The following is a 1,625-nucleotide window of genomic DNA, read 5'->3' as shown; positions in this document are numbered from 1 at the left end:
AAAATCTATAAAAACGGAATTCGGTGCGGACGCCTGACCAATCTAGGGTTGATTTCTTTGGCTCCCGGCATGAATGAAATAGATATAGATAACGTGAGCCGTGTAAAAACAGCATGGGATTTCCGTTTTCTGTATAAGTAGGTGATGAGATGGCAGATATTTTTGTATCAGACTATGATAAACAGTTTAAAGAAATATTGACTGGTTTTGATATTGACGGTTTTTGTGAAACTTGGGTAGAAAATCAACAATGGCAATTAGATTTTGAAATAGAAAAAACAGAAGCCAATCCATTTGAATTTGATTTACTGGACTATGAGAGTTCAGTATTTTTTCTTGGTCAAGAATTCATTGTGAAACAACTTTCTCATGAAGCGCAAGGGAACAGGATATTTAAGAAGGTGACCGCTCCGCACATCTCTTACACGATGCAAGACGGTTATCAATACAACACAAGAACAGGAACTTTAAGTGCTGTGGATTGTCTCAAACATATCTTTTCGGGGCAGTTAGGCGCTATGGGGTTCACATATGAATTTATTGACAAGAATAAAGTCGTTGAAAAAGTCGAACAAGAAAATTTCGGGAATGGGAACTATTTGAAGCTCATTCAAGAAGTGCTCGAAGACTATAAACTAGTGATGCTTGCAGATAATAAACATCTAACCTTCATGCCTCGGGAAGACTATGGGCAAGTAACCGAAAATGAAATCCGATATCAATACAATACAGATCAGGTAAGTTTTGATATTGACACGCTTTCCATGAAGACACAAATAAAAGGATTTGGGAAAAAGAAAGAAGATGATACTTACTATTTTCCACCTCGAACATACACAAGCCCAGAATCTTCTAAATGGGGGATACGTATTCAGGATCCAGTTTCAGATGAGCGCTACACCATTGTAGGGAATATGGATAGGCGCTTGAGATTAGATTTGCAGGATTATCCAGCTACTACCGGAAGCATTAACTTAAAACTTCCGTATGAGTGCGACAAAGGCGACTATGTGCGCTTTATTTATGAGCCTATGGGGCTCAATTATGACATTCAAATTGTGGGCTATAAGCAATACCCTTTTAGTGCTGGAAAAGCTCCAGAAATTACGCTTTCAAACAATAAGAAAACGATTGTAAACATTATGGCGCAACTTGCAAAAGCCATTAAAAAGAAAGGAGCTGCATAGGATGGTTGAATTCAATAAAATGGATAATCCTCTTTTTAGCACAAAATTTAAAGATGATTACAACGAAAATTTAGATCTGCTTTCTGGTGATCTAGAGAAGATAAAAGAAACAATTGATGCTGCAAACGTGAGAACTTCCAACAATGTCATTGCAGCAGGCGGAGATAACATAACAGAGGTCGTAGATGCACGGGCTTCTTCCCTTGCACCTAGCCAAGCTTTTAAGACGCTACATGATAGAATCAGCTATGCTGAACAAGCGCTTTCTGACGGAGTAGGTCAGGTTTCTACGCAGATAGCGGACTTGAATAACCGATATCTAGAGATGGAAGATTTAATTAATCGTATTTACGGATTAAATCAAGGAACAATTGAATACTTTGTGGATTCTGGTAAGGGTGATGACGTAAACGGAACAGGTGCAATTGATAGCCCATT

1 protein-coding gene and 1 pseudogene are annotated in these 1,625 nt (G+C 38.3%); both read left to right on the top strand.

Annotated elements, in window-relative coordinates; all coding sequences use genetic code 11:
* Positions 1-149: 149 nt before the first annotated feature.
* Positions 150-1,187 (top strand): phage tail protein, encoded by a 1,038-nt coding sequence (locus tag HCK02_RS13745; protein WP_167630663.1) that lies wholly within the window; start codon positions 150-152, stop codon positions 1,185-1,187.
* A gap of 1 nt (position 1,188) precedes the next feature.
* Positions 1,189-1,625: pseudogene (locus HCK02_RS13740) on the top strand (hypothetical protein); the annotation flags it as partial.

This window comes from Listeria valentina (assembly GCF_011800755.1).
GTDB classification, from domain to species: domain Bacteria; phylum Bacillota; class Bacilli; order Lactobacillales; family Listeriaceae; genus Listeria; species Listeria valentina.
The sequence above is the reverse complement of the archived record's forward strand: the minus strand, read 5'-3'. Positions and strand labels throughout refer to the sequence as shown.

Excerpts from the sequence above, each read along its gene's own strand:
- HCK02_RS13745 (WP_167630663.1), top strand. The coding sequence starts at position 150 with ATGGCAGATATTTTTGTATCAGACTATGATAAACAGTTTAAAGAAATA.